This is a genomic window from Streptomyces sp. NPDC056128 (genome assembly GCF_042263835.1).
Taxonomy (GTDB): Bacteria; Actinomycetota; Actinomycetes; order Streptomycetales; family Streptomycetaceae; genus Streptomyces.
Genome location: NZ_JBHJVQ010000003.1, coordinates 74,596 through 98,221, shown reverse-complemented (window position 1 = coordinate 98,221; position 23,626 = coordinate 74,596). Strand labels below are relative to the sequence as shown.

Annotated in this window: 26 protein-coding genes and 1 pseudogene; 8 read left to right on the top strand and 19 right to left on the bottom strand. The window is 71.2% G+C overall.

From position 1 onward, the window contains the following. Nucleotides 1-45 precede the first annotated feature (45 nt). Nucleotides 46-453, bottom strand: a complete 408-nt coding sequence (locus ACFC1X_RS08515) for a VOC family protein (RefSeq protein ID WP_376349979.1) — start codon at nt 451-453, stop codon at nt 46-48. A gap of 119 nt (nt 454-572) precedes the next feature. On the opposite strand from ACFC1X_RS08515, the gene ACFC1X_RS08510 reads away from it, so the two are divergent. Continuing rightward, nucleotides 573-1,595: a helix-turn-helix transcriptional regulator gene (locus ACFC1X_RS08510; RefSeq protein WP_376349977.1), complete on the top strand. Its 1,023-nt coding sequence runs from the start codon at nt 573-575 to the stop codon at nt 1,593-1,595. Between the two features lie 31 nt (nt 1,596-1,626). Here the strand turns inward: ACFC1X_RS08510 and ACFC1X_RS08505 are convergent, their stop codons facing one another. Both ACFC1X_RS08505 and ACFC1X_RS08500 read right to left on the bottom strand, forming a co-directional pair. Then, the gene (locus ACFC1X_RS08505; RefSeq protein ID WP_376349974.1) at nt 1,627-1,989 is read right to left on the bottom strand and encodes a DoxX family protein; all 363 of its coding nucleotides are present in this window, start codon (nt 1,987-1,989) and stop codon (nt 1,627-1,629) included. Further along, entirely contained in the window at nt 1,986-2,543 is a 558-nt protein-coding gene (locus ACFC1X_RS08500) for a cupin domain-containing protein (RefSeq protein WP_376349971.1), read from the bottom strand. The genes ACFC1X_RS08505 and ACFC1X_RS08500 overlap by 4 nt, the downstream gene beginning before the upstream one ends. Nucleotides 2,544-2,623: 80 nt before the next feature. Here ACFC1X_RS08500 and ACFC1X_RS08495 point away from each other — a divergent pair, with 80 nt between their 5' ends. Next, nucleotides 2,624-3,502 carry a LysR family transcriptional regulator gene (locus ACFC1X_RS08495; RefSeq protein WP_376349968.1) on the top strand — a complete coding sequence of 293 codons (879 nt, stop codon included), beginning with the start codon at nt 2,624-2,626 and terminating at the stop codon, nt 3,500-3,502. 75 nt (nt 3,503-3,577) lie between these two features. Here the strand turns inward: ACFC1X_RS08495 and ACFC1X_RS08490 are convergent, their stop codons facing one another. From ACFC1X_RS08490 to ACFC1X_RS08480, 3 genes are all read right to left on the bottom strand, one after another. After that, nucleotides 3,578-4,330 (bottom strand): ABC transporter permease, encoded by a 753-nt coding sequence (locus ACFC1X_RS08490; RefSeq protein ID WP_376349966.1) that lies wholly within the window; start codon nt 4,328-4,330, stop codon nt 3,578-3,580. Then, nucleotides 4,327-5,313 (bottom strand): ATP-binding cassette domain-containing protein, encoded by a 987-nt coding sequence (locus tag ACFC1X_RS08485; protein ID WP_376349963.1) that lies wholly within the window; start codon nt 5,311-5,313, stop codon nt 4,327-4,329. The genes ACFC1X_RS08490 and ACFC1X_RS08485 overlap by 4 nt, the downstream gene beginning before the upstream one ends. 109 nt (nt 5,314-5,422) lie before the next feature. Then, the gene (locus tag ACFC1X_RS08480) at nt 5,423-5,821 is read right to left on the bottom strand and encodes a VOC family protein (RefSeq protein WP_376349961.1); all 399 of its coding nucleotides are present in this window, start codon (nt 5,819-5,821) and stop codon (nt 5,423-5,425) included. A 126-nt stretch (nt 5,822-5,947) separates the two neighbouring features. Here ACFC1X_RS08480 and ACFC1X_RS08475 point away from each other — a divergent pair, with 126 nt between their 5' ends. Further along, nucleotides 5,948-6,865 carry a LysR substrate-binding domain-containing protein gene (locus ACFC1X_RS08475; RefSeq protein ID WP_376349958.1) on the top strand — a complete coding sequence of 306 codons (918 nt, stop codon included), beginning with the start codon at nt 5,948-5,950 and terminating at the stop codon, nt 6,863-6,865. Here ACFC1X_RS08475 and ACFC1X_RS08470 read toward each other — a convergent pair. Beyond that, nucleotides 6,862-8,742: a protein kinase gene (locus tag ACFC1X_RS08470; protein ID WP_376349955.1), complete on the bottom strand. Its 1,881-nt coding sequence runs from the start codon at nt 8,740-8,742 to the stop codon at nt 6,862-6,864. The genes ACFC1X_RS08475 and ACFC1X_RS08470 overlap by 4 nt on opposite strands. 199 nt (nt 8,743-8,941) lie before the next feature. Between ACFC1X_RS08470 and ACFC1X_RS08465 the strand changes: the two genes are divergently transcribed. Continuing rightward, on the top strand, nt 8,942-9,544 hold the full coding sequence (locus ACFC1X_RS08465; protein ID WP_376349952.1) for a TetR/AcrR family transcriptional regulator: 603 nt from the start codon (nt 8,942-8,944) through the stop codon (nt 9,542-9,544). A gap of 201 nt (nt 9,545-9,745) precedes the next feature. Continuing rightward, complete coding sequence (locus tag ACFC1X_RS08460) at nt 9,746-10,648, top strand: alpha/beta fold hydrolase (RefSeq protein ID WP_376349949.1); 903 nt, start codon at nt 9,746-9,748, stop codon at nt 10,646-10,648. Nucleotides 10,649-10,770: 122 nt separating this feature from the next. Here ACFC1X_RS08460 and ACFC1X_RS08455 read toward each other — a convergent pair whose 3' ends face one another. The 6 genes and pseudogenes from ACFC1X_RS08455 to ACFC1X_RS08430 all read right to left on the bottom strand — a co-directional run bounded on the left by ACFC1X_RS08455 (nt 10,771) and on the right by ACFC1X_RS08430 (nt 13,800). Further along, complete coding sequence (locus tag ACFC1X_RS08455; protein ID WP_376349948.1) at nt 10,771-11,028, bottom strand: hypothetical protein; 258 nt, start codon at nt 11,026-11,028, stop codon at nt 10,771-10,773. After that, nucleotides 11,025-11,372, bottom strand: coding sequence for a hypothetical protein (locus ACFC1X_RS08450; RefSeq protein ID WP_376349946.1), 348 nt, complete (start codon nt 11,370-11,372; stop codon nt 11,025-11,027). Before ACFC1X_RS08450 ends, ACFC1X_RS08455 begins: the two co-directional genes overlap by 4 nt. A gap of 86 nt (nt 11,373-11,458) precedes the next feature. Beyond that, nucleotides 11,459-12,340: pseudogene (locus ACFC1X_RS08445) on the bottom strand (helix-turn-helix domain-containing protein). Nucleotides 12,341-12,559: 219 nt separating this feature from the next. Further along, on the bottom strand, nt 12,560-12,775 hold the full coding sequence (locus ACFC1X_RS08440) for a DUF397 domain-containing protein (protein WP_376349943.1): 216 nt from the start codon (nt 12,773-12,775) through the stop codon (nt 12,560-12,562). A 10-nt stretch (nt 12,776-12,785) separates the two neighbouring features. After that, nucleotides 12,786-12,899 carry a DUF397 domain-containing protein gene (locus ACFC1X_RS08435; protein WP_376351000.1) on the bottom strand — a complete coding sequence of 38 codons (114 nt, stop codon included), beginning with the start codon at nt 12,897-12,899 and terminating at the stop codon, nt 12,786-12,788. After that, the gene (locus tag ACFC1X_RS08430; protein WP_376349940.1) at nt 12,847-13,800 is read right to left on the bottom strand and encodes a Scr1 family TA system antitoxin-like transcriptional regulator; all 954 of its coding nucleotides are present in this window, start codon (nt 13,798-13,800) and stop codon (nt 12,847-12,849) included. The genes ACFC1X_RS08435 and ACFC1X_RS08430 overlap by 53 nt, the downstream gene beginning before the upstream one ends. Before the next feature lie 108 nt (nt 13,801-13,908). Between ACFC1X_RS08430 and ACFC1X_RS08425 the strand changes: the two genes are divergently transcribed. Then, nucleotides 13,909-14,382, top strand: coding sequence for a hypothetical protein (locus ACFC1X_RS08425; RefSeq protein WP_376349938.1), 474 nt, complete (start codon nt 13,909-13,911; stop codon nt 14,380-14,382). On the opposite strand, the gene ACFC1X_RS08420 is transcribed toward ACFC1X_RS08425, so the two are convergent. Then, nucleotides 14,355-14,981 (bottom strand): O-methyltransferase, encoded by a 627-nt coding sequence (locus ACFC1X_RS08420; protein WP_376349936.1) that lies wholly within the window; start codon nt 14,979-14,981, stop codon nt 14,355-14,357. The genes ACFC1X_RS08425 and ACFC1X_RS08420 overlap by 28 nt on opposite strands. 145 nt (nt 14,982-15,126) lie before the next feature. Here ACFC1X_RS08420 and ACFC1X_RS08415 point away from each other — a divergent pair, with 145 nt between their 5' ends. Together ACFC1X_RS08415 and ACFC1X_RS08410 are read left to right on the top strand one after the other, a co-directional pair. Next, complete coding sequence (locus tag ACFC1X_RS08415; RefSeq protein WP_376349934.1) at nt 15,127-16,566, top strand: condensation domain-containing protein; 1,440 nt, start codon at nt 15,127-15,129, stop codon at nt 16,564-16,566. A 95-nt stretch (nt 16,567-16,661) separates the two neighbouring features. After that, nucleotides 16,662-17,636, top strand: a complete 975-nt coding sequence (locus ACFC1X_RS08410) for an SDR family NAD(P)-dependent oxidoreductase (RefSeq protein ID WP_376349931.1) — start codon at nt 16,662-16,664, stop codon at nt 17,634-17,636. Here the strand turns inward: ACFC1X_RS08410 and ccsB are convergent. The 5 genes from ccsB to ACFC1X_RS08385 form a co-directional block, all read right to left on the bottom strand. After that, the gene (ccsB, locus tag ACFC1X_RS08405) at nt 17,618-18,760 is read right to left on the bottom strand and encodes a c-type cytochrome biogenesis protein CcsB (protein ID WP_376349928.1); all 1,143 of its coding nucleotides are present in this window, start codon (nt 18,758-18,760) and stop codon (nt 17,618-17,620) included. The genes ACFC1X_RS08410 and ccsB overlap by 19 nt on opposite strands. Nucleotides 18,761-18,949: 189 nt before the next feature. Beyond that, the gene (locus tag ACFC1X_RS08400; RefSeq protein WP_376349926.1) at nt 18,950-20,665 is read right to left on the bottom strand and encodes a cytochrome c biogenesis protein ResB; all 1,716 of its coding nucleotides are present in this window, start codon (nt 20,663-20,665) and stop codon (nt 18,950-18,952) included. A 3-nt stretch (nt 20,666-20,668) separates the two neighbouring features. Next, nucleotides 20,669-21,439 (bottom strand): cytochrome c biogenesis CcdA family protein, encoded by a 771-nt coding sequence (locus ACFC1X_RS08395; protein ID WP_376349924.1) that lies wholly within the window; start codon nt 21,437-21,439, stop codon nt 20,669-20,671. 1 nt (nt 21,440) lies between these two features. Beyond that, the gene (locus ACFC1X_RS08390) at nt 21,441-22,118 is read right to left on the bottom strand and encodes a TlpA family protein disulfide reductase (RefSeq protein ID WP_376349921.1); all 678 of its coding nucleotides are present in this window, start codon (nt 22,116-22,118) and stop codon (nt 21,441-21,443) included. 66 nt (nt 22,119-22,184) lie between these two features. Continuing rightward, nucleotides 22,185-23,483 carry a hypothetical protein gene (locus tag ACFC1X_RS08385; RefSeq protein WP_376349919.1) on the bottom strand — a complete coding sequence of 433 codons (1,299 nt, stop codon included), beginning with the start codon at nt 23,481-23,483 and terminating at the stop codon, nt 22,185-22,187. Nucleotides 23,484-23,626 lie beyond the last annotated feature (143 nt).

The window sequence follows — 23,626 nt, the reverse complement described above, 5'->3', positions numbered from 1 at the left end:
GCGTGCGATCTTGACCCCCGTCGCCGGTCCAGCATAGGGGGGCCGTCAGCGGGCGGAGTCGGCGAACTTCTCGATGGCGGCCGGGCTGACCGGGGTGAAGAGGTTGACCAGGTTGCCGTCCGGGTCGCGGAAGAGGAGCGCGCGGTTGCCCCAGGGCATCGTCGTGGGCTCCTTGACGAACTCCGTGACGAAGCCGGTCAGATTCCGGTGCGCGGCGTCCACGTCGTCGACGAGGAACTCGATGATGACGCTCCGGTTATCCGCCGGGCGGGCGGAGCCGGGGGCGAAGAGCGGGACGGTACGGGTGCTGCCGATCGCGAGGGTGCCGGAGGCGGTGCGCAGTTCGGCGAAGTCCTCGGTGGACCAGGTCGCGCGCACGCCGGTGACGCGCTCGTAGAAGTCGACGAGGCGGGCGACGTCGTGCGTGATGACGCGGAGAGAGACGAGGTTCATGGGGGCCTCCTGGCCGATCGTTGCTGACGACTCGCTTGCTTACGACTCGCTGCTTGCGTCCTCACGCTAGGAGCAATACCGGACGGAATCCGACCCGTATCGGCGGCAGACTTGGAGGTATGTCCCGTCCCGTGTCGCGCGTGCTCACCCTGCTGGAACTCCTCCAGGCCGGAGGCGTCCGGACCGTCACCGACCTCGCCGAACGGCTCGGCGTCGCCGAGCGCACGGTGCGCCGGTACGTCGACCACCTCATCGACCTCGACGTCCCCGTGGAGTCGGTGCGCGGCCGCTACGGCGGCTACCGGCTCGCCCCCGGCCACCGCATGCCGCCGCTGATGCTGACCGACGACGAGGCGCTGGCCGTACTGCTGGGCCTGGTCTCCGGGCGGCGGACCGGGCTCACCGCGGCGGCGGGCACGGCGGGCGAGACGGCCTCGGCGAAGATCCGGCGGGTGCTGCCGGAGCGCCTGCGCCGCCGCCTGGACGCCGTACTGGACTCCGTCGCCTTCACGGCCCCGGCGGCCGAGTCGGCCGTCCCGGAGACCGCGGTCCTGCTCCCGGTCGCCGACGCGGTACGCCATCACCGGCCGTTGGCGATCCGGTACACCGGCGGCCGGGGCGGGGACGGCGAACGCACGCTGTACGCGTACGGGCTCGTCGCGCACGCCGGCCGGTGGTACGTGACCGGACGGGACCTCTCGGTCGGTGCCGACCGGACGTTCCGGCTGGACCGCGTCGCCGGGGTGCGGATCCTGTCCGGCTCCTTCGAACCGCCGCCCGGTCCCGACCCGGCGGAGCGGGTCCTGACGGCACTGGCCACCGCCCCCTACCGGCACGCGGTGACGGTGTGGATCCAGGGGACGGCCGAGGAGATCCGCACCCGGTTGCCGGGCAGCGTGGCGATCGTGGCGGCACAGGCGCCGGGGCCCGGCGGCGTTTGCGACTGGGCCCGTTCGGAGTCGGAGCCGGAGACCTGGTCGCGGGTCGAGATGCGGGCCGAGCGGCTCGACTGGCTGCCCGGTGTGCTCGCCTCGCTGGACCGCCCGTTCGCCGTCGATCGGCCCGACGAACTGCGGGAACTCGTCGCGGACTTCGCGGACCGGCTCATGGACTCGGCCCGGCGCACACCACCACACGGCTGATGCGCACCGCCCCCCGCCCCGCCCCGCCCCGTCACAGCCAGGTCGTGGCGAGCCAGACGGTGACGGCCGCGGTGGCGAGCAGCGTGAGGTTGAGGGCAACCTCACGGTCCCCGAGCCGCAGGTGCACCCCGGTCGCGCCGATCTGGAGGACCACGAAGCCGACCGCCGCGGCCAGGGCGAGCCAGGGCGCGACGCCGGTCAGCGGAGGGAGCACCAGTCCGGCCGCGCCGAGCAGTTCGGCCAGTCCGACGGCCCGGACGACCGGCATCGGCACACTGTCGACCCAGTCCATCATCGGCCGGAGACCGTCCCGGTCGCGGATCACCTTCAGCGCGCCCCCGTAGAGGTAGAAGGCGGCGAGCAGACCGGCGACGATCCAGTACGCGACGTTCACGACCCGGTCCCCCGGGCGAAGTCGGCGGCGGGCTCGGTCGCGTACCGGCTCATGGTCCGGACGCCGTCCTGCGGGGTCGGGTGGCGCCCGTCGGCGTACAGGTCCCGCAGGTCCCGGAAGTACTGGACGTACAGGTCGGGTGTGAAGGTGCTGAGCATGACGGCCGGTTCGCCGGTGACGTTGGCGAAGGTGTGCGGTGCGCCGGGCGGGACCATCACGAGCGTGCCCGCCGTGGCGTCGTGGTCCTCGTCCCCGACGGTGAAGCGCACGGTGCCGGAGATGACGTAGAAGCCCTCGTCGTGCCGGGCGTGGCGGTGCTGGGGCGGTCCGGGGGTGTGCGGGGCGAGTACGGACTCGGCCATGCCGAGGCGGTGCCCGGTGTGGGTGCCGTCCTCCAGGACGCGCATCCGGGTGGTGCCCAGGACGAGGGTCTCCCCGTCGTCGGGGCCGACCACCGACACGGCGGGGTCCCGGTCCGGCTCGGTGGCCGGTTCGGTGGCCGGTTCGGTGTCCGGCTCGGTGTCCGGCTCGCTGGTCTGCGGTTCTTCGGTCATGCCCCGATTCCACCGCCGGGTGACCGGGACCGTCCAAGACCTGTTCCGCGCCCTCGATACCGTACGGGTATCGTCGCAGGATGGAGCTACGTACGCTGCGCTACTTCGTGGCGGTCGCCGAGGAACTCCACTTCGGCCGGGCGGCCGTGCGGCTGCACATGAGCCAGCCGCCGCTGAGCCGGGCGGTCAAGGGCCTGGAGACGGAGCTGGGCGCCACGCTCTTCCACCGGACCTCCGCCGGCGTCACGCTCACCGACGCGGGCGCGGTGCTGCTCGACGAGGCGCGCGGGCTGCTGGACCGGGCCGACCGGGTCCGCGCACGCGTGGCCGCCGCGGCCGGCGACGCCGCCCTCACCGTCGGCATCCTCGGGGACAGCACCGACCCGGACGTCGTCCGGCTGGCCGACGCCTACCGCCGCCGCCACCCCCACGTCGAGGTCACCATCCGGGAGACCGACCTGACCGACCCCACCTGCGGGCTGCACGCGGGCCTGGTCGACGTGGCGCTGACCCGCGGCCCCTTCGACCGGACCGGCCTGACCACGTACGAGTTGCGCGCCGACCCGGTGGGGGCGCTGCTGCGCGCCGACGATCCGCTCGCCCACCGCGCCGCCCTGGCGCCGGGCGAACTGGCCGACCGCCGCTGGTTCCGCTTCCCGGAGGGCACCGACCCCGAGTGGCAGACGTACTGGAACGGCGGGGAGGTGCGGCCCGGTCCGGTGGTACGCACCGTGCGGGAATGCCGGCAGGCCGTGCTCTGGAACGGCACGGTCGGGATGACCCTCGTCGGCCACGAGCCCGGTGAGGGGCTCACCGTGGTGCCGCTGACCGGACTGCCGCCGAGCCGCGTCCTGGTGGCCTGGCGCGAGGCCGACCACCAGAACCCGCTGATCCGCTCCTTCGTCCGGACGACGGTCGCCACGTACGACGCCCGCCGTGGGCCGTCGGACGGGTCCTAGGGCCTGTCTGATGGGACGGCCGTGCGCTCAAGGCGTCTACTTGGGGCCGCGGTTGAACTGTGCCGTCGACCAGCGCTAGCCGAGGAGCGTGAGGCCGAGGCACCAGGCAATGGCGATCCACCAGTTGTTGCCGATCTCGGCTCCGAGAAGGAGTCCGCGCAGCGTCTCGATGGCGGGCGTGAACGGCTGGTACTCGGCGATCGGCCGGAACCAGCCGGGCATGGTGTCGGCCGGGATGAAGGCGCTGGAGATGAGCGGCAGGAGGATCAGCGGCATGGCCATGTTGCCGGCCGCCTCGGGGTTCGGACTGGCCGCGCCCATCCCGACCGCGATCCAGGTGAGTGCCAGGGCGAACAGCGTGATCAGCCCGAACGCCGCGATCCACTCCAGTGCCGTGGCGTCCGTGGACCGGAAGCCCATCGCCACGCCGACGGCGCCGACGAGGACCACGCTCATCAGGCACTGCAGTACGCCGCCGACGACATGCCCGACGAGCAGAGAGCCCCGGTAGATCGCCATGGTGCGGAAGCGGGCGGTGAGGCCCTGGGTCATGTCCACGCAGACGGACACCGCGGCCCCGATGACGGTGCTGCCGACGGTCATCAGCAGCAGGCCGGGGACGATGTAGGCGATGTAGTCGGAGCGGTCCGCGCCGCCGCCACCGATGCCGGCGCTCATCACGTCGCCGAAGATGTAGACGAAGAGCAGCAGCATCATGATCGGCGTGAGCAGCAGGTTCAGGGTCCCGGACGGGTAGCGCCACGCGTGCAGCAGGTTGCGCCGCAGCATGGTGTTCGAGTCGCGCACAACGTCAGTGAGGGAGCTCATCGGGCGTTCTCCATGGGCTGGTTGGGGACGTTGGCGGGGCCGGTGAGGGCGAAGAACACGTCGTCGAGGTCGGGGGTGTGCACGGTCAGCTCGTCGGCCTCGATACCGGCCGAGTCCAGCCGGTCGAGGATGGAGCGCAGCGCGCGCTGGCTGCCGTCGCTGGAGATCTGCAGCGCGAGCGCCTCGTCGTCCCGGGTGACGTCGCGCAGTGCGACGACGGCGCTCCGGTACGCGGACGGGTCGGCGAAGCGGAGTTGGACGTGGCCGCCCGGGATGAGCCGCTTGAGCTCCTCGGCGGTGCCCTCGGCGGCGATCTTGCCGTCGTTCAACACAGCGATACGGTCCGCGAGTTCGTCCGCCTCCTCCAGGTACTGGGTGGTCAGGAAGACGGTGACGCCGCCCGTGACCAGCTCGCGGATGATCTGCCACATGTTGTGTCGGCTGCGCGGGTCGAGGCCGGTGGTCGGCTCGTCGAGGAAGATGATCCGGGGGTCGCCGACCAGCGTCATGGCGATGTCGAGACGCCGCTTCATGCCGCCGGAGTAGCTCTGGGCGGGCTTCTTGGCGGCCTCCACCAGGTCGAACCGCTCCAGCAGTTCGGCGGCGACCCGCCGTCCGTCGGGCTTGGACAGGTGGTGCAGGTCCGCCATGAGGAGCATGTTCTCCTCGCCGGTGATCAGCCCGTCCACGGCCGAGAACTGGCCGGTGACCCCGATTGCCGCCCGCACCCCGGCGGGTGCCTCGGCGAGGTCGTGGCCCGCGACCTGGGCCTGCCCGCCGTCGGCGGCGATGAGCGTGGACAGGATCTTCACGACGGTGGTCTTGCCGGCACCGTTCGGGCCGAGCAGCGCGAATACGGACCCGGCCGGGATGCGCAGATCGATCCCGTCGAGCACGACCTTGTCGCCGTACGACTTGCGCAGGCCGACGGTGGAGACAGCGGCGGGCGCGTGTGGTTCGCTGCCCGGAATGGATGTGGGCATGACAGAAGAAAGCATGGGCCCTCCCGTTCGAAGGATGTCTCGAGGAATGACTCGAAGGATGAAAAGGATGAGAAGGAAAGGGGATTGGGTTGAGTGGAGCGAGAGCCCGTCAGGCGCCGACGGGCGGCACCCACTCCACGATCTGGATCACTACACCGTTGGGGTCGAGGAGTTGCAGCACCCATTCACCCCACGGCTCCTGGCGCAACGGCGTCGTGATCCGCGCGCCCTCCCGCCGCAGCCGCTCGTGTTCGGCCGCCAGGTCGGTGACCGTGAAGGACACCATCACTTCGGCGTGCGCGGCGGGCTGCTGCCCCGGATGCGGCTGCGTGTCGCACCCGGGGTCGCACCGCCGCACGACAAGGTCGGTGGCCGCGTCGTCGCGTGAAAGGTGGATGGCATCGTCGGCCACCAGCACCTCCCGGAACCCCAGATGGCTGGTGAAGAACCGGCTCGACGCCGCCGGGTGGCCGACGGTCAGCAGCACCGCCGACGCGATGATGTTCATCCGCTGAGTTCCTTTCGCGTTGCCCGCCGCCGTCACGGTCAAGCATCAACGCTGTCGACGGGCGCATCAACGACGTATCGTGCAACGTCGGTTAACACAGGGATTCACGAATCGGGGGCGGCGGGCGTGGAGCTGCGGGAGATACAGATCTTCCTGGCCTTGGCGGAGGAGCTGCATTTCGGCCGGACGGCGGACCGGTTGCACGTCACTCCCGCCCGCGTCAGCCAGGTCATCAAGAAACAGGAACGTGCCATTGGCGCCGAACTGTTCAAGCGGACCAGCCGCAACGTCCAGCTGACACCCGTCGGGGAACAGCTGAGAGACGGCCTGGGCGCCGGCTATCGGCAGATCCAGGAAGCGCTGGCCACCGCTGCCACCGCCGGCCGGAAGATCACCGGGGAAATCAGCGTCGGCTACTCCGCCGCGTGGTGCGGCAACCTCGTCGTGGCGGCGGCCGACATCTTCCGGGCCCGTCACCCCGACTGCGTGGTCCACATCCAGGACTCCCAGCTGCACGACCCGCTCGGACCGTTGCGCGACGGCAGCCGCGACCTCCAGCTGATCGAGCTGCCCATCGACGAGCCGGACATCGTCAACGGCCCGGTGCTCTTCTCCGAGCCCCGCGCCCTCGCCGTCCCCGCCGGCCACCCGTTCGCCGAGCGGGAGACCGTCTCCCTGGAGGACCTCGCCGACGCCCCGATGATCACCGTCACCGGACAGCCCGAGTACGTCCTCGACTTCCACTACCCCCACCGCACACCGAAGGGCCGGCCCATCCCGCGCGGACCGTCGACCACCGCCTGGCAGGAAGTGCTCGCCCTGGTCGGCGCGGGCAAGGGAGTCTCCCCCACCTCCGCACGGGCGGCGCACTACTACTCCCGCCCGGACATCGCCTACGTCCCCTTCAGCGACGCCCCGCCGGTGGAGTACGGCCTCCTGTGGCCGGCCACGGGGAACACCCCGAAGGTGCGCGCGTTCGTCCGCACCGTCGTCGAAACGGCCGCCCTGCAGCGGGTGCGGCCTGACCCGGACGAAAGGCCCTAGTTCCGCGTCCATTTCTGGGACGCCGCGCCGGACCCGCAGGTCTGGGTGTCGACGCCCGGGCCGAAGGCCAGGTCGAGGCAGCCTCCGCTGAAGACGCTGCGCAGGGTGGAGCCGGAGCCGGTCCGCCACAGGAGCGCGGTGCTGTTGGTGGCGCAGTCACCGGTGAAGACGGCCTGGCCCTTCATGTTGGCGCTCAGGCAGGAGCCCGACTTGTTGACGACCTTGACCGCGCCGTTCCCGGCGCCGCGGAAGGTCCAGTGGGCGGCCATGTCCGTGCAGAATCCGGTGTCGGCCCTGTTGAGGACCTGGATGAGGCACTTGCCCTCCTCACCGTTCTTGAGGCCGAAGTAGCCGGAGGCGGGCGGGTACGCGTCGTCCGTGTCGTCGGACCCGGATCCGGCCGACCCGTTCGAGCCGCCCGAGCCGCCCGAGCCGCCAGCGCTGCCGGACCCACCCGAACCGTCCGAGCCGTCCGAGCCGCTTGAACCGGCCGATCCGTTCCCGTCGTTGCTGCCGCTGCCGGTGCCGGTACCGGTACCGGCGGTCGCGCCGGAACGGCCCTCTCCCGCTCCCCCTCCGACGGCCCCGCCGTCTCCCCCCTTGTCCCCGGACGATGAGGACGACGACGAGGACGAGGCGGACGTCGACGGCGACGCCGACGTGCTGGCCGTCGGGCTCTCCCCCGGCTTCGAAGGGGAGTCCGCGGGGTCGGCCGACGCCGAGACGGAGGAGGTCGGAGCGGCGCCCGCCTCGGCGCCCGAGTCCGTGGCATGGGGCAGGAGTTGGATGGCGATGGTGCTCGCGGCGCCGACCACGACCGGGAGCACGGCGAAGACGACGCGCGTACGGCGTCGGCGCTCGCGCCGCTCCGGCTCGGCGGCGACGACGACGGCGGGCGGCACGACGGGCACCTCGGCGGGCACCTCCGCGGGCACCTCGGCGGGAAGATCCGCCGCGTCCGGGACCGTCCCGGCGAAGGCGGCCCGCGCGGCCAGTGGCCCGGTGACGGACTCCGGCCACAGCGGCGGCGCGAACGGCCCGTGCCGGTCGGCGATCCCGACCAGTTCGGCGGCGGTCGGCCGCCCTTCGTGATCCTTGTCCAGGCAGGCCGTGACCACATCGGCGAGGTCCGGGTCCAGCTCGCGCACGGCGCCGAGGTCGGGTTCCTCGTGCACGATCCGGTAGAGCACCGCGTGCCCGGACTCCTCGCCGAAGGGCGGCCGGCCGCTCGCCGCGTAGGCGAGGACGGAGCCGAGCGCGAAAACGTCGACGGCACCGGACGAACTCCTGGCCCCCGACGCCTGTTCGGGCGACATGTAGGCGGGCGTGCCGACCACCATGCCGGTGCGGGTGAGCCGGCTCTGCTCGGCGGCGCGGGCCACCCCGAAGTCGATGAGGGTGAGGCCGTCGAGGGTGAGCATCACGTTGGACGGCTTGAGGTCCCGGTGCACCATGTCCATCGCGTGCACCGCCGCCAGCCCCGAGGCGGCCTCGCGCAGCAGCAGCCACAGCGCGTCGGCGGGCAGCGGGCCCCCGTGGACGTCGATGGCCTCGTTCAGGGTGAGCCCCGGGACGTAGGCGGTGGCGAACCACGGCGGACTGGCGGTGCGGTCGCCCGCGAGGAGCGGCGCGGTCGCCTCGGCGGGTAAGCGCGCGAGGTTGTCCAGCTCGTGTCCGAAGCGGCGCAGGAAGTCCTTGTCCTCGGCGACGATCGAGGGCAGCAGTTGCTTGACGGCGGCGTACCGCCCCTCGTGGACGCCGAGGTAGACGCGGCCCATGCCGCCCGCGCCGAGGCGTCCGATCAGCGGGATCGGCCCGATCCGCCGCGGGTCCTCGTCCTCCAGTGGCTCGGCACCGCTGCCGTCCAGCTCCAACACGCCTGCCCCGTCTCCCCGTTGTCCTGACGACCGCGGACCCGCGGCCCGCCCGATCCCCTCCTGAATCCGGGCGGACGCGCGCGTCCGACGTGGGACAGTCTGAGCCAGGAGGACGTAGAATTGGAAGTGCTTTCTAGAAACTGACTCTAGAAACACATCGAGAACGAGCCCCAGCAGGGACGACGAGAACGGCCTGTCCATGAGCCCCAAGCAGCACCGCGGTGAGGTCACCTCCGACCGGCTCCTGGACGCCGCGCTGCGCCTCTACACGGAGTCGGGCGAACAGGGCGTCACCGTCACCGCCGTCACCCGGACCAGCGGCGTCAGTCTCGGCAGCCTGTACCACCACTTCGGCAGCCTGGACGGCCTGCTCACGGCCCTCACGGAACGCTGGACGGGCAGGCTGATGGGGCAGTTGGTCACCGCGCTGCTCGCCACGGAGGGCGCACGGGCCGGGATCCGCGCGGTGGTGGAGGCGTACTTCGCCTTCGTCCGCGACCACCCGGGCGCGGCCCTGCTCCTCCACTCCCCCTACGCCGACGAGCGCATGATGCCCCGGGCGCAGGAGACGCGGGAGGCGCAGGCGCCGGCCGTGTCGGCGTTCGCGGCGTGGGCCCAGCCGCACATCGCCTCCGGGGAACTGGCCCCGCTGCCCCAGCCCGTACTGGAGTCCCTGGTCCTGGGCCCGGTCGTGGCCGTCGCCCGCCGCCACGTGGCCGGCATCCGGGACCTGGACCTGGAGGAGGCGGCGCGGGTGCTGCCGGACCGGATCTGGCGGTCGATCAGCACGGGCGGGGAGTAGACGGGGCGGCTTGTCCCCCGGGGGAGCTACACGCAGGTGTCCACCGCGGGGTGACGATCGCGGACGGTCGCGTCCCTAGAGTCTTCACCAGTCGCCGAGCACGACCGGCCGAACCGGGGCCGCCGGAGGCCGACCGAGGCCGACGGAGAAGACCCCCACTCACCCACTGCCCCACCCCCACCATGCCTGCTGGAGGCCCCCATGTTCCGCACCCTCGCCAAGGCCACCGCCGCCATCGCCGTGGTCTGCACCGTCGCCGGTGCGGGACTCGTCCTCGACGAGGAGTACGCCAAGGCCACCACCGACACCGAGGCGGCCTCGACGGGAGCCGCCTTCACCGGCACGAAGAAGCTCCGCGTCGACGGCCACACGGTCAACGTCTCCTGCTCTGGCAACGCCACCGACGCCGACGAGCCCCTCGTCCTCCTGATGGCCGGCGGCGGCGAGGGCCTGGACAACATGGCCCCCCTCCAGAAGACGGTGAGCAGGACGAACCGCGTCTGCTCCTACGACCGCCTCGGCGAGGGCGCCAGCGACAAGCCCGCCCCGGGCACCCTGCAGACCATGGACGACACCGGCAGGCTCCTCACCAAGGTCCTCGACCGCCTCGCCGGCGACCGCCCCGTCGTCCTGGCCGGCCACTCCCTCGGCGGCTACATCGCCGCCCGCTACACCCCCCACCACACCGACCGCGTCAAGGGCCTCGTCCTCCTCGACGCCACCGTCCCCCACCTCACCCGCGACATGAACCGCACCATCCCCGCCGACGCCACCGGCATCCCGGCCCAGGTCCGCGCCGGCGCCCTCGCCGTCAACGAGGGCCAGAACCCGGAGCAGTTCGTCATCGCCGACGGCAGGGTCCACTCCGCGGGCCGCATCCCCGTCGAGATCCTCAAGCACGAGTCCCAGTACGCCGAGGTCCCCCAGTACGGCCCCGCCCTGGAGCGCATGTGGACCAAGGGCCAGCGCGAATGGCGCGCCCTCTCCACCCACAGCCACCTCACCACCGCCAAGGGCACCGGCCACTACATCCACACCGACCGCCCCGACCTCGCCCTCAAGGCCATCAAGAAGGTCACCCACCACGCAGCAAACGCCCGCTAGCCCCGCCCTCCGCATACCGGCCCTGGGCCGTGGCCTCCCCTGCCACGCCCAGGGCCACCTTCGCGGCGCCACGATGCGCACGGCGCTGTTCACGGCCTTCGTCGCGGATTTCACCGCTTCACTCAAAAGCCCAGGTAGATGATCTGGACGACGAAAACGCGCTCGCTTCGCACGACGGTCTGGTACGTGAACATGCCACCGGGGACGATGATGTCCCCGCCCTTGGGGTCGGTGCCTTCGTGTCCTCGCCCGTGCACGTACAGTGCCTCCGCTGCTCTGACCAGCTCGTCCGCTCTGCTCTCCACCCCCGCCAGGAAGGACCGCGGTGCGCTGCGCGCTGCTTCCTCCGCGCCGAAGACGTACTCCCAGCGCCAGCTCAAGTGCTTACAGCCCGCATCGCCTCGCTGAGGACATCGCTCAGCTCCCGCAACGCCTTCTGCGCCGCCTCCGGGTCCTCGTCCTCCAGCCTGCTCTTGGCACGGGCGTGGCGTGCGGACAGGTCGGGGCGTCGGGCGATCTCAATGTCTCTCGCCCAGGCCATGACCCAGCTTCGCACCGGGCTGAGGGACTCCCATTCCACGGCCTTCGCGAAGGCGTCGTCCTTCGACTGCTGCATCTCCGTGAGGCGGCCGGGCGCGACGACGGCGAGAGCTGCCCGCAAGGCGTCGGGGGTCTGCTCGGGGCGAGGAACCAGCTCGTGCCCGTGATCGGCCTGAGTGCTCATGATGTCCTCCCGGGAGTGCACTGGCCAGGTTAGTCGCCCGGGGCGAAAGGGGCGGGAGGTTGCGGGCACGCGGATGACCGGCCTGTTCATCGCTGGGAGGAGGGAGTGGGCGGGGCCGGGCACTTCGCCGCTCGGCAGTCTCGGCACAGGCCGGGTTCGGGGCCCCGGAAGCCTCGATCGCAGCCGTCGCAGTTCCGGAGCGGGTATCGGGGTGGCGGCGGTGCGGCTGCCACGGGGCGGAACGGGGCCGGGGGCGGCAGCTGAGCCGCGAGGCGGTGGGCCAGCAGGGCGGCCGGGCGGTGCAGGGGCTCGTCGGGCAGGCCGGCGGTCAGGGCGTGGCGTACGGCTGTGGAGCGGACGTCGCGCTCCAGCCAGGCCGCGACGCCGGGCGCCAGGTGCGCCGTGTCGGTCGCGGAAAGCAGCAGGCGGGAGTCATGCCGCCGCAGGTCGGTGAGCAGGTCGGTGGCGGCCCGGAGCAGCGCGGGGGCGGTGCAGCTCGGCTGCGGTACGGCGGGGAGCGCCTTGCGGACGACGGCCCTGCGTTCGGGGCGTACCGGGGTCTTCGGCCGGGCGGGGCAGTCGGTGGCTGCCGCCCGCTACCGGGCCCGGGGATCGTTGCAGGAGACGGTGCGGGTGACGATACGGCCGTCAGCCGCGCGCCTGCGCTCGCGCCGCAGGTAGCCGTGGGCCTCCAACTCGCGCAGCGCGGCGGCGATGCGGACCGTGCCCTCCTTGAAGCGGGCGGCCAGGCTCTTGATGTCCACGGAGGTGCCGCCGCGCACGGACTGAATGTGCAGGCCCAGACCGATCGCCAGCAGGGAGAGGTCCGGGTGCTGGGCGAGGTGGTTGCCGACCACGGTGAAGTTCGCGGTGTGGCGGACGTTGTCGTGGATGACCCCCGAACGGGGGTGGTTGGCGCCAACGGCGGACTGTGCGCGCGGGGGCGCGCTAAGGTCTTGGGTATCCATCAGGAAGGGTTCGCTTCCTCGGTGGTCAGGCCCTCGCGGGGATCGCTAGTCCCCGGCGGGGGCCGACATATGTCAGCGGTTGTTGCGCTGAGCGTAAGGGAGTTGGGGGCTCCGAAATCCAGCCCAACCGGTGATGTTCACCCAGGCGAGTGAGTCGACGTCGTGGGCGGGAGGGGTGGGGCTTGGTGAGGTTCTTTCTTCCCCATCGTCCTTTGGGAATTACCGCCCGTGGGCCCGGAACTCGAAGACGCGGGTTCCGGTGAACGCGGCCCAGGCGGACCGGCTGACGACCAGGACGGGGCCGTCAGGGTTCTTGCTGTCGCGGACGGGGACGACGTCCATACAACCGGGGGCCACCTCGACGCAGTTGCCGCCGTTCTCGCCGCTGTAGCTGCTCTTGATCCAGGTCGCCGCGTTCAGATCGCAGACTCCCATGCCGCTCCGGTCAGAGCAGGGTTGAGGTGAAGGACGCCCAGGCGGAACGAGTGACGACCAAGACGGGGCCGTCAGGGCTCTTGCTGTCCCGGACCGGGACGACGGCGGGGAAACCGGGGGCGATTTCGACGCAGTTGCCGCCGTTGTTGTCGCTGTAGCTGCTCTTGACCCAGGTCGCCGCGCTGATCTCGAACCCGTCCATGCTGCTCGTACCCTTCCATAACGTCGCTGATCAGAGCGGCGGACTCCCGGGCTGACGGAATGTCTGCCCTGAACACATCATAGGTCTGGCTGTGGCGTGCGTAGACTGCCGGATCGTTGTTGAAATGGCCACGGTCGAGCGATTCCGAGTACACCCAACGCCCGTCCCGCAGTTCGATCAACGACATGGAGCCCCTGGGGCGGACGAGCCCAAAGAGGCCCGCCGGAGCCACCTGGATACGGATGTTGGGGCGTAGCCCGACGCTCAGCAGGTGTGCGCACTGGTCGCGCATGACCTCTGGGCTCCCCACCACGTTGCGCAGGCAGCTCTCGTCCAGGACGGCGATATACAGGGGACCGCCGCCAGCAAGAAAGCGCGGTTGGCGGCTCAGTCGGGCCCGGACACGCTCTTCTACATCTTCACCGCTCGCGATCTGCGAGAACAGCGCGTGCGCGTAGCCCGGCGCCTGCAACAGCCCTGGCATCACTCGCTCCTGATACTCCCGCAGCGACACCGCCTTCGCATCCATCTCGGCCCGCCGCCGGAACCAGTCCGGATGCTCCACCTCCGGATACCAGTCGATCCGCCCCCACAACCGCGCCAACACCCCACCCGTGCCCAGCAACTCGTCGCACGTCTTCGCGAACGTGTCTTGCGGCACCCGCGTCCCCGCCTCCACCCGGGCGATGTGCGAGCGGTCGCAGGGGATGCGGGCCGCGAGGCCGTCCTGGGTGAGCGCCGCGGCCTCCCGGAAGTGGCGGAGGACCTCGCCGAAAACGGCAGCCGTACTCGCGCCCGAGCCACCGGCGTTGCGTCGCGCCAATGTGCCCCTCCCCCTCCGTGACAATGGACGTGTGTCACGCGTCAGGCGTTGATACCGACGATTCCCCTGCGCGACTCTCGATACACCCAGAGTCACGGAGGTTGCACGATGGATCGCGAGGAGCGGCTGAGCGCCGCGGTGCGGGCGGTCAACGACCGTTCGGTCACCGACACTTTGATGGCGCGGACGCTGGTCGCGCTGCCGCCACCGCCCGTGCCGGTGCCCGGCTGCGTGGCCTGCACGGAGCTGGCGGTACTGCGCGCGCACGCCCGCGCGGTCGGCGACGGGAGCGCGGAGACCGACGCGGATGTGCTGCTCGCCCGGCACCAGCGGCGGGACCACGACGGCGGATGCCGGGTGTTCCGTTACGTACCGTTCGCGATCGTCCAGGACTCGTCCGCGCTGCCGGAGTACCAGGCGTACTGCGTGTCCGGCGACGACACGGACTGCGGCGCCACGTCCGGGCCCTGCCCCGCCCCGACGGACGTCGAGGAGTGGCAGCGCACACACACCCAGCAGACCCGCCACACCCGCTACCGCCGCTGCTTCGCCGACTACGCGGTGCTGGAGTGCCGGGCCTGACGACCCGGCAGCCGGGTGCCGACGATCACCGCGAGGTCCGGGGCGAGGCGGAGTTCGGTGGAGCGCAGGGCGGGGTGGTCGAGCCAGTGCAGGCGGGGGTGGTCGGGGGCGCCGTCGAAGAGGGGTGGCCAGGTGGTGGCCGGGGTGAAGTCGTCGACCACCAGCGTGCCGCCGGGGGTGAGGAGGCGGTCGGGGTCGGCCGCGCCGTCGCCCTTGGCCTGGCCGCCGCCGTCGAGCACGAGCAGGTCGTACGGGCCGTGTTCCTCGACGCGCCGCCAGTCGCCGTGCAGGATCTCGACCTGGGGGTGGTCCCGGAACACGGACGCGGCGACACCGGCCCGCTCCGGGTCGCGTTCGACGCTGACCAGCCGGACGCCCGGGCGGGCGCCGGAGGCCAGCCACGCCAGGCCCACGCCGCAGCCCGTGCCCGTCTCGGCGATGCCGTGCGGCGCCCCCGCGGCCAGCAGGTGGAGCAGGCGCCCCTGTTCGGGCCGGCACGAGAAGGCGAAGCCGTGCGCACGGGCCGCCGCAACCGCCCGGGCAACCAGCGCCGGCAGGGTGCCGTCGTCCCGGTAGGTGTCCGTTCCCTGAAGCGACATGCCCCGGATTATGCTCACCCGGGCGGCCGCACCGCCGTTCGAAAGGCCATCCGTTCCGTTGAACCGTGGCGACACGGCGCGTGCGCGGTCGTGGAGACGGCATTCCCTTGGTCGGGTCTGTTACATCTGCGAACGGAGACCCCTCGTGCGAATGACCGACATCCACCGCTGCGAGATCCGGCCCGGGCGCCTCGTCGAGTGGACGCTCAGTCCCAGGACGCTCGACATCGCGGCGGCGCTGCCCGAGGATGCGCGACCACCCGCCTATATCCAGGAGTCGCACATCCGCACGGCCCGATCGGTGCGCGAGGACGGGCTGTTCGTGCCGACCTGGCTCGGCGCGGCCTTCGACATCCCCGGCCCGGTCGACCTCGACGTGCTCCAGGAGGCGCTGCGCGCCTGGACCCTGCGGCACGAGACCCTGCGCAGCGGCTTCCGGTGGGGCGGCGAGAGCGGCGACGACATGCGGCGGTTCACCCTCGACGCCGACTCCGTGTCCCTGCACCGCGAGGACGTCGGTGACTTCCCGGACGCGACCGGCCTCGCCCGCCACCTCCAGGACCGCTTCGACCGGGTCGCGGACGCGCTGCGCTGGCCCAACCTCATCTACACGGCGGTCGTCCGCGACGACGGCGTCAGCGTCTACATGGCCTTCGACCACAGCAACGTCGACGCCTACTCCATCTACCGCATCCCCGCCGAGGTCCACGAGCTGTACGCGGCCGGCGTCGCGGGCCGGACCGTGCCGCGGTCGCGCGTCGGCTCCTACGTCGACTTCTGCGAGGCCGAGCGGGCCGACGCGGACCGGATCGACGGTACCCACGACATCGTGGCCCGCTGGCGGGAGTTCATCCGGCGGTGCGACGGGCGGCTGCCGTCCTTCCCCGTCGAGCTCGGGGTCGAGCCGGGCGGCACGCTGCCCGAACAGCGGATGCTGCGCGAGCCGTTGGTGGACGCGGCCGACGCCGCCGCCTTCGAGGCGTACTGCCGCCCGTACGGCGGCAGCCTGGTCGGTGTCCTGGCCGCCACCGCCCTGATCGTCCACGAGATCGGCGGCGAGCCCGTCTACCGCACCGTCGTCCCCTTCCACACCCGCTCCCGCTCCCAGTGGTCGGAGTCCGTGGGCTGGTACGTGGGCGGCGCCCCGATCGAGGTCCCGGTGGCGCGGGCGCACGACTTCCCGAGCGCCCTGCGCACCGTACGCGCCGAACTCCAGGCCAACCGGCGGCTGTCCCGCATGCCGATCGACCGGGTGCTGCGCCTGCTCGGCACGGACTTCCGGCCGACCTCGCCCGACCTGTACTCGATCGTCTCGTACGTCGACGCCCGCGACGTCCCCGGCGCCGGCCACTGGCCGGACCAGTCGGCGTACGCCCTGCTCCGGGTCTCGTACGGCGACCAGGTGTGCGCGTGGGTCACCCGGCTCCCCGAGGGCCTCTGGTTCGCCAGCCGCTACCCGGACACCGACGTGGCGCACAAGAACCTGCGGCTGTACGTCGAGCGCCTGCGGGACGTCATCACGGGCGTGGCCCGCTCCCGTCCGGCGACGGCGACGGCGAACCGGCCGCACGGTCACGTGGTGTAGGAGATCTGTCGGCGGCATGTCGGTCGCGGATGTGACCTTGGCGGAGTCGGCGTCACCACCCGGCGCCGCCGCCCGAGCACAAGGAGTCCGCGCTCATGTCCTTCGCACCCCGGAACCGACCGTGGGACGTTCACCGACCGCCGCCCGCCACGGGAAGCACCTTCCTCGTCACCGGAGGCAATGCCGGCATCGGCTACTTCGTCGCGGAGCAACTGGCCGCCACCGGCGCCGTCGTGGTGCTCGGCAGCCGCGATCCCGGGAAGGCCGGCGCCGCCGCGGACTCGATCCGTTCGCGTGTCCCCGACGCCCGGGTGCGGCACCTCCGGCTGGACCTCGCCGACCTGCCGTCGCTGGAGTCCGCGGTGGAGCGGCTGGACGTGGAACGCCTCGACGCCGTCGTCCACAACGCGGGGGTCGCGCTGGACGACCCGCCCCGGCGGGAGACCGGGGACGGGCACGAGCTGATGTTCGGGACCAATCACCTCGGCCACTTCGCGCTGACCCGGTGGCTGGCCCCGCTGCTGACCGCCGCCCCGGCCGCCCGGATCGTGACCGTGGGGAGCTTCGCGGCACGGTCGGAACGGCTCGACGTGGACGACCTGGAGTCCGCCCGGGACTACCGGCCGGCGCGCACCTACGGCCGGTCCAAGCTGGCCCAGATGACCTTCGGCTTCGCACTCGACCGGCGTCTACGGGCGGTCGGCAGCACCGTCTCCAGCGTGGTGGCCCATCCCGGCGGCGCGCTGGACTCCCTCACGCCCGCCCGTCCGCCGGTCCACACCAGGACCGCCGGGGAACGGCTGCGCGGCCTGCCCGCCGCGCTGCTGGTGCAGGGCAAGGAGGCCGGCGCGTGGCCGGTCGTACGGGCCGTCCTCGACCCGCACGTGGCGGGCGGGCAACTGTGGGGACCGAGGGTCTTCGGACTGCGCGGCACCCCGCGCTCCGAACCCGTCCCGGCCCACATGTCCGACGCCGCCGTGGCCGCCCGGCTGTGGGCGGCCTCCTGCGAACTGACCGGCGTGGAACCCGGCCTGGGCCTGGGGCTCCTGGCTCAGAAGCCCACCGACTGAAGGGCGCCCAGGCCCACGTCCGCGTACGAGTGCTTGCCGGAGACGAAGATGTTGACGCCGTAGTAGTTGAACAGCCAGCAGCCGAAGGCGATCAGGGCCAGGTAGGCGGCCTTGCGGCCCTTCCAGCCGGCGGTGGCGCGGGCGTGCAGGTAGCAGGCGTAGGCGACCCAGGTGATGAAGGACCAGGTCTCCTTGGGGTCCCAGCCCCAGTAGCGGCCCCAGGCGTCGCCCGCCCAGATCGCGCCCGCGATGATCGTGAACGTCCACAGCGGGAAGACGGCGGCGTTGACGCGGTAGGCGAACTTGTCGAGGGAGGCGGCGGCGGGCAGCCGGTCCAGGACCGAGTTGGCGAAGCGGCCGGGCGTGCCGCCGGAGGCGAGCTTGTTCTCGAACGAGTCCTTGAAGAGGTACAGGATCGTGGAGACCGCGCCCACGTAGAAGACCGCGCCGCAGAAGATCGCCGTGGAGACGTGGATGTACAGCCAGTACGAGTGCAGGGCCGGGACGAGCTGGTCGCTGGCGGTGTAGAGGACCGTGACGGCGAGGCCGAGGTCGAGCAGGACCGTGGTGATCAGGGGCAGGCCCAGCCAGCGGACGTTCTTCTTCAGGGCGAGCAGCACCAGGTACACGCCGACGGCCGTCGTGGTGAACGTGATGTTGAACTCGTACATGTTGCCCCACGGCGCCCGCTCCACGGACAGGGCACGGGTGAGGACGCCGCCCGCCTCGATGGCGAAGGCGAGGAGGGTGAGCGAGATGGCGATCCGCCCGTACAGGTCGCCCTGCTCGGTGCCGCCGTGCGCGCCGGGACCGTCGGGCACGTCACGGGAGCCGGAAGCGGCGCGGACGACGACCTCGGGGCGCTCCAGTACGGCGGTGCCGCCGGCCTTGTTCACGGTGACGGCCGGTCCGGTCTTCGCCTTGGCCGCCGTGGTCTCGTTGGTGGCGGTGAGCGCGGCGGCGGTACGGCCGACCTTGCTGCGGCTGCCGAAGAGCCACTCGGCGATGTACGCGAAGAAGGCCAGGGTGTAGACGGCCATCGACGAGTAGATCAGCGTATTGCTGACGTTCGCGAGATTCTCGTTGGTCGCGGCGGCGAGCTCGGTTGCGGCGGCGAGAGTCACTTTCTCAGCACTCCTTCGGGTGAATGTCCCGGCACCAAGCGGTCGGGCGGTGCAGTCTGCAGCAGGATGGCGTGCGTGTTACCGGGCTGGTTTCAACCCGGCCGGCGTTGATCGTGGAAGACCTGGAAGGCCGCTGGCCGACCGGGCGGCGAGAGCCGGGAATCTCCCTTGTTCCGCGGGGGAGAGGATTCAATTCTCAGCCCCTTCGGCAGACGCGGAATCGGAGTCGGAGTCGGACAAGCCGTCCGGCTCCGCCCCCGCGTCCGGTGCCCGGTCGTACAGGACCCCCGCCAGGTCGCCCAGTTCCTCGGGGACCTTCGCGGACTCGCTGCGGCCGAGGCCCGCCATCTCGACGAGCGTGACGCCGTCGGCGCCGCGCACGGCCCGTACCCAGACCCGGCGGCGCTGGATGAACAGGGACCCGGCCAGACCGAGGATGGCGACGACGGCGCCGCCGAGCGCCCAGCCGCTGCCGGGCTGCTGCGTGACCTGGAAGCCGGCCCACTCGTGGATGCCGTTGAAGGTGACCGAGCCGGCGCCGTTCGGGAGGGTCATGGTCTCGCCGACCTTCAGCTGCTTCTTGAACAGCTTGCCGTCGGAGCCCTTGAACTCCTTCAGGTTGGTCTTGTCGAGCTGGTAGATGCTCTGCGGGAAGCCCGCGTCGACACCGAGGTCGCCGTGGTAGGCGGAGAGCGCGAGCATCGGGTTGATCAGCGCCGGGAAGGTGGAGAGCATCGTGCTGCCCTTGCCGCCGTAGGTCGGCAGGAAGAACGCGTTGAAGCCGAGCTGCTCCTTCTCGCCCTTCGCGTTGCGGTAGCCGTCCATGACCTTGATGGCGCCGGAGGACGTGACGTTGGAGTCCAGCGGCAGCAGGGCCACGGCCTGCTTGTCCATCACGACGTCGCCCTTGGCGTCCTTGACGGTGACGACGGGCGCGTAGCCGTGGCTGACGAGGTAGACCTTGGAGCCGTCGATCTCCAGCGGCTTGTTGACCTTGATGGTCTTGGTCTTCTCGGCGCCGTCGGCGCCCTCGCTGTAGGTGACGTGGGCCTCGTAGATCCGCGGGGTGCCGCGGTTGGGGCCGGTCGGCTCGTAGGTGCCGCGGAAGTTCTTCAGGGAGAAGCTGAACGGGTCGAGCTGGTCCTGGTCGAAGAGGTTCCCGGACTTGAAGTCGTCGTACTGGGTGAGGGTGTTGGCGAAGCCGTCGCCCTCCAGGATCAGCTTGTTGCCCTCGTACTTGAACAGCTGGCCCCACGCGAAGGCGATCAGCATCACGATCAGCGCGATGTGGAAGGCGAGGTTGCCGACCTCCCGCAGGTAGCCCTTCTCGGCCGCGACGGCGTCGCCGACGGCGTGCGCGCGGAAGCGGCGCTTCTTCAGCAGCGTCAGCGCGGCCTCGCGCACCTCCTCGGGCTCGGCCCCGGTGCGCCAGCTGGTGTAGGCGGGCAGCCGGTCCAGGCGGCGCGGGGCGCCCGGCGGGCGGCCGCGGAGCTGGCCGACGAACTGCCAGGTGCGCGGGACGATGCAGCCGATGAGGGAGATGAACAGCAGGATGTAGATCGCGGAGAACCACACCGAGCTGTAGACGTGGAAGAGGCCGAGCTTGTCGTAGACCGGCGCCAGGATGTCGTGGTTCTGCCGGAACTCCTCGACCTTCATCGCGTCGACGCCGTCCTGCGGGATCAGCGACCCGGGGATCGCGCCCAGCGACAGCAGCAGGAGCAGCAGCAGCGCGACGCGCATCGAGGTGAGCTGGCGCCAGAACCAGCGGGCCCAGCCGATCACGCCGAGCGAGGGGAGGTTCGGGGCCTCCTCCTTGGGGGCGGTGGAGAGCTGGGAGCCGGCGGCGCCGAGGTCCCCTTCCTCGGTGGCTGTCGGGGTGTCGCCCGTTGTCGTCTTGCTCATCGGTCAGATCCCCACAGTGAAGCCGTTGGACCAGGTCTGCATGGACTGCACGATGCTGTCCCACGCGCCGGTGACCAGCAGCAGGCCGGTCGCGATCATCATGACGCCGCCCACGCGCATCACCCAGACATAGTGCCGCTTGATCCAGCCGAAGGCGCCGAGCGCCTTGCGGAAGGCGACCGCGGCGAGGACGAAGGGGACGCCGAGGCCGAGGCAGTAGGCGACGGTCAGTATGGCGCCCCGGCCGGCGGTGCCCTGGTCGGCGGAGAGCGCGAGTACGGAGGCGAGGGTCGGGCCGATGCAGGGGGTCCAGCCGATGCCGAACAGGGCGCCGAGTACCGGGGCGCCGACCAGGCCGTTCACGGGCTTCTTGTGGAAGCGGAACTCGCGCTGGGTGAGCCAGGGCATCAGCCCCATGAAGAACACGCCCATGAGGATCATGAACACGCCCAGGATGGTACTCAGCACGCCCCGGTTCTCCTGGAGCGTCGCGCCGAAGTAGCCGAACAGCGCCCCGCTGGAGACGAAGACGGCGGTGAAGCCGAGGACGAAGAGGGAGGCGCCGGCCACCATCCGGCCGCGCCGGGCCTCGCCGAGGTCGGTGCCGGTGACCCCGGTCACGTAGGAGAGGTAGCCGGGGACCAGGGGCAGGACGCAGGGCGAGAAGAAGGAGACGAGACCGCCGAGCAGGGCGATGGGGAGGGCCACCAGCAGGGCGCCGTTGAGCACCGTGCCGTTGTAGCCCTCGGCGGCCAGCGTGGTCACTGCGGACACGTCACTTCTCCGACTTGCCGGAGTCGGCGGATCCGTCGGTGAGGAACGGGTCGAGCATCTTGCGCAGCTTCTCCTCGCTGAGCGCCTGGAGCGTGCGCGCGGCGACCTTGCCCTCCCGGTCGATGATGAGCGTCGAGGGGATGGCCTGCGGGTTGAGGGTGCCCTTCTCGAAGCGGAGCATCAGCTTGCCGGTCGGGTCGTACAGGCTCGGGTACGTGATCCCGTAGTCCTTCTCGAAGGCGCGGGCCGGACCGGTGGAGGTGTCGCGGGTGTTGATGCCGACGAACTGGACGCCCTGGTCCTTGGTGTCCTTGTAGACCGTCTCCAGGTTCTTGGCCTCGGCGCGGCAGGGCCCGCACCAGGAACCCCAGACATTGAGGACGACGATCTTGCCCTTGAAGTCGGCGACGTCGACCTGTCCGCCGTCGACGGTCTTGCCGGACAGCTCGGGGGCGTCGGCGCGCTCACCCTTCTTGGCGGTGGCGATGCCGTCCGAGCCGGTGATGAAGCCCGTCTGGCCGCCGCCGCCCGAGGTGCCGCCGGAGCTGCACGCGGACACGAGCAGCGCCGCGGCGGCGGTGCCGACGGCGAGGACGGCGCGACCACGGACACGGGCGGCGGTGCGGGTCGTGCGGTTCGAGCGGTTCGAGCGCAGGGGGGCGCGGCTGGCGGCACTCATGTGAAAAGTTTCGCATGTCCGTTCCGAGGATCTTGCGCACCCCCCTCACGGGCGGAAACCCGCATTTCAGGCGGCGTTCGAGGGCGCTCCCGAAGTGGCCGGCGCGTCCTTGAGGAAGGCGTTCCAGCCACCGGCCGGCCGCTGGCCCACCTCGACGGTGCGCAGCTTGGCCAGCACCTCCGGGTTCTGCACGTCCATCCAGTCGGTGAACTGGCGGAAGGAGACGAGCCGGATGTCCTCGCCCTTCTCCTTCTCCCGCGCGACGTGCTTGAGGACGTTCTCGACGGCGTCCATGTAGATGCCGCCGTTCCACTCCTCGAAGTGGTTGCCTATGAAGAAGGGTGCCCGGTTCGACTCGTACGCCCGCTTGAAGCCCGATATGTACGCGTTCGTGGCCTGTTCGCGCCAGCCCGGGTAGTTGTGGGCGGGGGCCTTGGTCGAGTTGACCGACTGGTTGGCGAGGATGTTGTAGTCCATCGACAGGACCTCGAAGGAGTGCCCGGGGAACGGTATCTGCTGCAGCGGGAAGTCCCAGACGCCGTCCTTCTTCGCCGGCCACACCTGACGGCCGCCGGGCGAGGAGGCGTCGTAGCGCCAGCCCAGCTCGCGGGCGGTGGGCAGCAGCTTGTCCTGGCCGAGCAGACAGGGCGTGCGGCCGCCGACGAGTTCCTTGTCGTAGTCGAAGGGCAGGGACGGCAGGTCGGTCCAGCCGCTGTTGGTCCGCCACTCCTTGACGAAGGACTTGGCCTGGTCGATCTCGCTGCGCCACTGCGCGGACGTCCAGTTGCCCACCGAGCCGCCGCCACCGCAGAAGTGGCCGTTGAAGTGGGTGCCTATCTCGTGGCCGTCCAGCCAGGCCCGGTGGACGTTCTTCAGCGTGTCCTTGATGTGGGCGTCGGTGAGGTAGCCGATGTCGGAGGCGCCGCGCGGGTTGTTCGGCGGGTCGTAGAGGCGCTTCTTCGACTCGGGCAGCAGGTACAGGCCCGAGAGGAAGAACGTCATGTGCGCGCCGTGCTCCTGCGCGAGGTCGAGGAAGCGCGGGAAGAGCCCGTTGCCGACCTCGCCGGCACCGTCCCAGGAGAACACGACGAACTGCGGGGGCGTCTGGCCGGGCTCCAACGGCACCGGCGCGTCCGGCTGGTGCGGCTGCTTGCCGGTGTACGACGTGGAGCCGTCGCCGATCGGCTTCGCCGGGGCCTTGCCGCTGCCGGAAGGCGAGGGCTTCCCGGAGTCACCGGCCTGGTGCGAGCCGTCCGACGACTGGTGGGAACCGGAGCCGCAGCCCGCGAGCCCGACGGCCGCCGCGGCGCCCGCGCCGAGTCCGAGCATCCCCCTGCGGGTGAGAGTGCGGTTGGAAGTGCGCATCGCAACCTCGTTCGTCGCGTCCTTGGGTGGTCACTAGGTGAGAGGACGCGACGAACGAGCGGGTTCCGGAAATTTGTGCGGGTTCAGTAACAGGCGTCACACCCCGCGGGGTCGTACGGGTAGTAGGGGGCTCCTACGTTAGG